This is a genomic window from Kitasatospora sp. NPDC093558, assembly GCF_040683475.1.
Classification (GTDB): domain Bacteria; phylum Actinomycetota; class Actinomycetes; order Streptomycetales; family Streptomycetaceae; genus Kitasatospora.
Genome location: NZ_JBFBDY010000449.1, coordinates 1 through 5201, shown reverse-complemented (window position 1 = coordinate 5201; position 5201 = coordinate 1). Strand labels below are relative to the sequence as shown.

Below are 5201 nucleotides of genomic sequence, written 5' to 3'. Positions count from 1 at the left end.
GCCGCGCGCCCGGGCAACGGCACCCGCCCTACGCGGTGTACGTGAACGTCGCCGCCGCACTCGTCCCGCCGACCGTCGTCACCGTGACGTCCACCGGTCCGGGCGCCGCGCCCGCCGGGGCGGTCGCCGAGCAGTACCTCGGTCCGCACGAGGTGTGCAGGGCCGGCACCCCGCCGAAGTTCACGGTCCCGTACGTCAGGTCGTTGCCGATGACGACCACCTGCGTGCCGCCCGCCACCGGACCGCTCGCGGTCGAGAGGCTGGACACCGTCGGCACCGGCGGCGCCGGGGGCGGGTCGCCCGTGTAGTCGAAGGTGAACGGCGCCGCGGCCGTCCCGCCGGCGGTGACCACGCTGATCGGTGCGCTGCCCGTTCCGCCCGGGGTGGTCACCGTGCAGTCGGTGTCCGTGCAGGTGCCGGTCGCGGGGACGCCACCGATCAGCACCATGCCGTTGCCGAGCCCGGTGCCCCTGATGTCCACCGCCGTACCGCCGACGCCCGGGCCGGTGCTGGTGTCGATGCCGGTGACGACCGGCGCGACCGGTGCGGGCGGTGCCGGCGTGGTCCCGTCGACCTGCAGGATCACCATGTGGCCGGTCGGGTCGGTGTCGTTCGGGTTGCCGATCGTCGCGACGATCCGGTCGGTCGGCTGCTGGGTGCCGTTGCCGTACAGGGTGAGCTTCATGAAGTCGTAGTGCCCGGGCTGCCGGGTGCCGGTGAAGACGACCTCCAAGTGGTGGCCGTCGGACGAGACGTTCTCGTAGATGGTGTAGTCGGCCGGCACGTAGGTGAACATCGCGCCGTCGGTCTTGATCCCTGGCGGCAGGTCGAGGGTGATGTGCGTCGGTCCGGTGAGGTCCTGCGTCCCGGCCGAGGTCCAGCCGATCGAGAACTTGCCCGGCCCGGGAGGGGTCGTGCTCGGCAGGAAGCCGTTCATGGAGAGCGTCACGTGCGGGCCCTGGACGGCCGGCACATCAGCCGAGGCGGCAGGGGAGCCCGCGGAGGCCGGTGCGGCCGAGGAAGCGGCGGCGCCGGTGGCGAGGGTGGTCACGGACAGCGCGGCGGCGAGGCCCGCTTTGGCCAGTCGAGTGATCATAGGCCGATCATCACGGAAGCACCGCACGGCCTTCACGGCTTTCCCGAATTTCCGTTCGGGATTGGCGTGATCCCGTCGAAACCGGGTTCTGAAATCACCCCCGCAGTCACCTCCGCAGTCACCCCCGAAGCCACCCCCGAAAACACCTCCGCAGTCACCCCCGAAAACACCCCCGACACGCACGCCCACCCGTTGCGCGCCCGTCGCCCACCCGCCGCACGCCCGTCGCGCAGCCCGCCCGCAAGGTCCGTTTCGGTCGATGTCGGTGCGAACCTCTAATCTTGTCCACCGTGACCGTCATCGCAGACCCGCCCACCGCGCCCGCCCTCCGGCCCGCCGCCGGCGCCGGCGTGCCCGGCGCGCGCCCCGCGCCCGGCCCCGCCGCCGACGAGGGCCTCGCCCGCCGGCTCAAGGCGCTGGCCTGCACCGCCCCGCTGCACGACCTGGACAACCGCAAGGTCAACCTGGCCGGCGAGTACGGCGGCTATGCGATGGCCGAGGTCGGCCTGGCCGCGATCGACCTGGTCACCCTCCACATGGACTTCGACACCGGCGCCGACCGCGACATAGTGCTCGCCCGGCTGCTGCCCCGGGTCGCCGCGCAGGCCGCCGGCCGTCCCGGCGCCGAGCACGAGCGGGTCGCCCGCTGGGTGCTGGAGTCGCTGATCAACGTCGGCAGCGTCGACCGTGGCTTCCGCGCCGTCTACGGCACCTTCGGCGCGGACGGCGAGTACGTCCGCCGCGACTACGACTTCAAGCTGATCGAGGAGGTCCCCGGCCCCGACGGCGGCGTCTACCTGCGCACCACCGACGAGGCGGTCAACGTCCTGGTCGGCGCGCTCGACACCGACGTCACCTCGGCCCAGATCGCCGCCGAGGTCAAGCTGGAGGTGCTGATCCGCCGCGGCCGCCTGGCCGACGCCCAGCTCGCCGCCGAGCAGGCCCGCTACCGCACCGTCCAGTACGCCGAGACGCTGCGCCGCGCCCTGGAGGCCACCCGGCGCAACGTCCGCGCCGTCGACTGGATGCGCACGATCCCCGATCTCATCGACGAGGCGCTGGACCACATCGCCGACCGTTACCGGCACGAGAACGCGATTCTCACCAACATCCGCAAGGCCCGCGACGAGGCCGAGGAGCCGGAGCACAAGCGCCGCGCCGCCGAGCTCGTCGACATCGTCAAGGACTGCATCCGCCGGCACACCCAGCTGCAGACCCGCCTGCTGGAGGCCGGCCCGCTGTTCCGCGCCGAGCAGGACCGGCAGGCCTTCGCCACCCCCGGCGCCCGCAGCGGCATCGACCTGTACGGGCAGCTGCTCGCGCCCGTGCTGCGGCTGCCGATAGAGCAGGCCGTCCGCCCCACCGGCGCGTTCTTCGCCCGGGGCGCCGGGCTGCGCGTCCCGAGCTCGGTGCGCGTCGCCGACCTGGTCGACCTGCTGCTCACCCCGCCGGTCGAGCGCGAGCACCTCGGCGCCGAGCTGCCCGACCCGGACCTCGTCGCCACCCCGGACGACAGCCGCTTCTCCGAGGCGCAGCTGGAGGCCGCGCTGGAGCTGCTGGACCTGCCGGCCGACGCGCCGCGCCGGCTGTCCGGCCTGCTCGCCGAGGCGCGCCGGCAGGATCCCGAACTCCCGTACCTGGTGGCCCTGCTGGCGGTGCACGCGGCCAGTCCGCCGGTCGGTACGGCCTACCGGCAGGGCGAGGAGCGGCTGTTGTTCGCCGTGGACGACGGCACGCCGCTGAGCGATCCGGAGTTCGGCGGCGCCGACCTGATCGTCGGCAGTGCGCTCCTGGACGCGGTCGGGATGGCCGCCGACCGTAAGGACGCCGGCTGACCGGCCCCCCGATGCACCGCCAGACCACCCACCAGAACTCCCGCCTGACCACCCGCCAGGCCGTCAGCCAGGCCACCCACCCGGCCACCCACCCGGCCACCCGAACCGCCAGCAACAGCCCCGAGGAGCACCGCCCGTGACGACCCACCACGACACGTCCTGGGCGCCCGAGACCGAGCCCGCCGCGCCCGCGCCGATCACCCCGGCCGACGTCGCCGACGCCGCCCGCCTGGTCTCCTTCGGCCTCCAGGCCAAGCTGCTCCCCGCCCGCGACGCCGAGTACGCCGAGCTGGTGCGCCGCCACCGCGAGGACCCGCCGTTCGCGCGCCTCGCCGACGCGATCGCCACCGGCATGGGCCTGGTCGTGCTGGAGGTCTCGCCGCGCGCGGGCATGGCCGTGGCCGCCGCCGAGGACTCGGTCTTCGCCGTCCGCATGGGCGACTACTCGCGCCGCGCCGCGTCCGAGTCCACCGACCGCTTCCTGCACGGTCTGGCGCACCTGGCCGTCGCCGCGATGGCCTTCCCCCGTCCCGAAGACCTCGCCGACGACGGCTACCTCGGCCGGATCACCGTCAACGGCGTCGACTCGTTCGTCCGCCAGGCCTGCCGCCGCCTGGAGGAGCAGGCCGACGCCGAGGGCGCCAACACCGACCCGCAGAGCGACGCCCCCGGGCTGGAGGCCGCCTGGCGGGTGTGGGCCCGGCGCACGGCCACCGGCGCCACGAAGGACGCCCGCCGGCTCTCCGGTTCCACGATCGGCATCGTCGCCAAGGCCGTCGTGTTCCTGGTCGACTCCGGTTTCCTGCAGAAGGTCTCGGACGACGCCGGCGGCACCTACCGCACCACCGCCCGCTACCAGCTGCAGGTCCGCGACCTGGCCGGCACCGCCGCGATGGCCGAGTTGCTCGACCTCGGCGTCGTCCCGGTCTCGGACGGCACCGCGAGCCTGCTGCCCCCGGACACCGCCGACGAGCTGGTCGCGGACGCGGGCCTCCCGTTCCACTCCCTCTGAACACCCGCGCCCCCGAACCCCTAACCCCCCAACCCCCCTACCCCCCCGCCCACCCCCAACCCACGTCAGCCACGGAGAACCGCCGCACATGTACGAGCTCAACCGGGTCCGCCTCTATTCGATCGGACCGGCCGGCGCCCGCTACGCCGACACGGTGCTCGACCTGCGCGGCGTCGGCGAGCCGGTCGCCGACCCGGCCCCGCAGCAGATCGGCCTCTTCGGCGAGGACGCCGACGGCCCGGTGCGCCGCCCGGCCCCGGCCGGCGTGCTCTTCCTGGAGAACGGCGGCGGCAAGTCCGTCCTGCTCAAGCTGATCTTCTCGGTGATGCTCCCCGGCCACCGCAACACCCTCGGCGGCGCGAGCTCCGGCGTGCTGCGCAAGTTCCTGCTCGCCGACGACTGCGGCCACGTCGCCCTGGAGTGGCAGCACACCGTGACCGGTGAGCTGATCGTCGTCGGCAAGGTCAGCGAGTGGCGCGGCCGCCAGGTCTCCTCCGACCCGCGCAAGTTCGCCGAGACCTGGTACTCCTTCCGTCCCGGCCCCGGCCTCACCCTCGACTCCCTCCCGGTCGCCGAGCGCGTCAGCCTGGCCGGCGACCAGAAGGCCCGCGGCCGGCGCCGCACCATGAAGGGCTTCCGCGACGCCCTCACCGAGGCCGGCAAGGCCCACCCGCACCTCGACCTGGTCTTCGAGGACGGTCACGACCGCTGGACCGAGCACCTCGGCGAGCTCGGCCTCGATCCCGAACTCTTCCGCTACCAGCGCGAGATGAACGCCGACGAGGGCGAGGCGGCCGGCCTCTTCGCGGTCAAGCACGACAGCGACTTCACCGACCTCCTGCTGCGCGCCGTCACCGACACCCGCGACACCGACGGCCTGGCCGACCTCGTCCACGGCTTCGCCGCCAAGCTCGGCCTGCGCTCCGAGCTCACCGCCGAGCGCGACTTCACCGCCGGGTCGCTCGACCTGCTGGAGCGCATCGCCGAGTCCACCACCGCGCGCGAGACCGTCCGCGAGGCCCACCGCACCGCCGAGCGCCGCACCCGCCGCCTCGCCCACGCGCTGGCCTCCCGCGCCACCGCCGAGCGCGAGCGCGCCCAGGACCTCGCCATCGAGGTCGCCGCCGCCGCGAGCGCCGTCACCGCCGCCGAGGCCGACCGCACCCGGCACAGCCTGATCGCCGAGGAACTCACCTACCGGCACGCCACGCTCAGCCTCGCCGCGGCCACCGCCGAGGCCGCCGCGCTGCGCCGCGAG

4 protein-coding genes and 1 pseudogene are annotated in these 5201 nt (G+C 74.2%); 4 read left to right on the top strand and 1 reads right to left on the bottom strand.

What is annotated here, in order from left to right; translation table 11 throughout:
- Positions 1–28: 28 nt before the first annotated feature.
- A complete protein-coding gene (locus AB0O00_RS28750; protein ID WP_363656624.1) occupies positions 29–1096 on the bottom strand; it encodes an IPT/TIG domain-containing protein in 1068 nt (355 codons plus the stop codon).
- A gap of 350 nt (positions 1097–1446) precedes the next feature.
- On the opposite strand from AB0O00_RS28750, the gene AB0O00_RS28745 reads away from it, so the two are divergent.
- From AB0O00_RS28745 to AB0O00_RS28730, 4 genes and pseudogenes are all read left to right on the top strand, one after another.
- Entirely contained in the window at positions 1447–2931 is a 1485-nt protein-coding gene (locus AB0O00_RS28745) for a hypothetical protein (RefSeq protein ID WP_363656626.1), read from the top strand.
- Between the two features lie 11 nt (positions 2932–2942).
- Positions 2943–3071: a hypothetical protein gene (locus AB0O00_RS28740; protein WP_363656622.1), complete on the top strand. Its 129-nt coding sequence runs from the start codon at positions 2943–2945 to the stop codon at positions 3069–3071.
- Positions 3068–3943, top strand: coding sequence for a hypothetical protein (locus AB0O00_RS28735; RefSeq protein ID WP_363656620.1), 876 nt, complete (start codon positions 3068–3070; stop codon positions 3941–3943). The genes AB0O00_RS28740 and AB0O00_RS28735 overlap by 4 nt, the downstream gene beginning before the upstream one ends.
- Before the next feature lie 88 nt (positions 3944–4031).
- Positions 4032–5201 (top strand): annotated as a pseudogene (locus tag AB0O00_RS28730) (hypothetical protein); the annotation flags it as partial.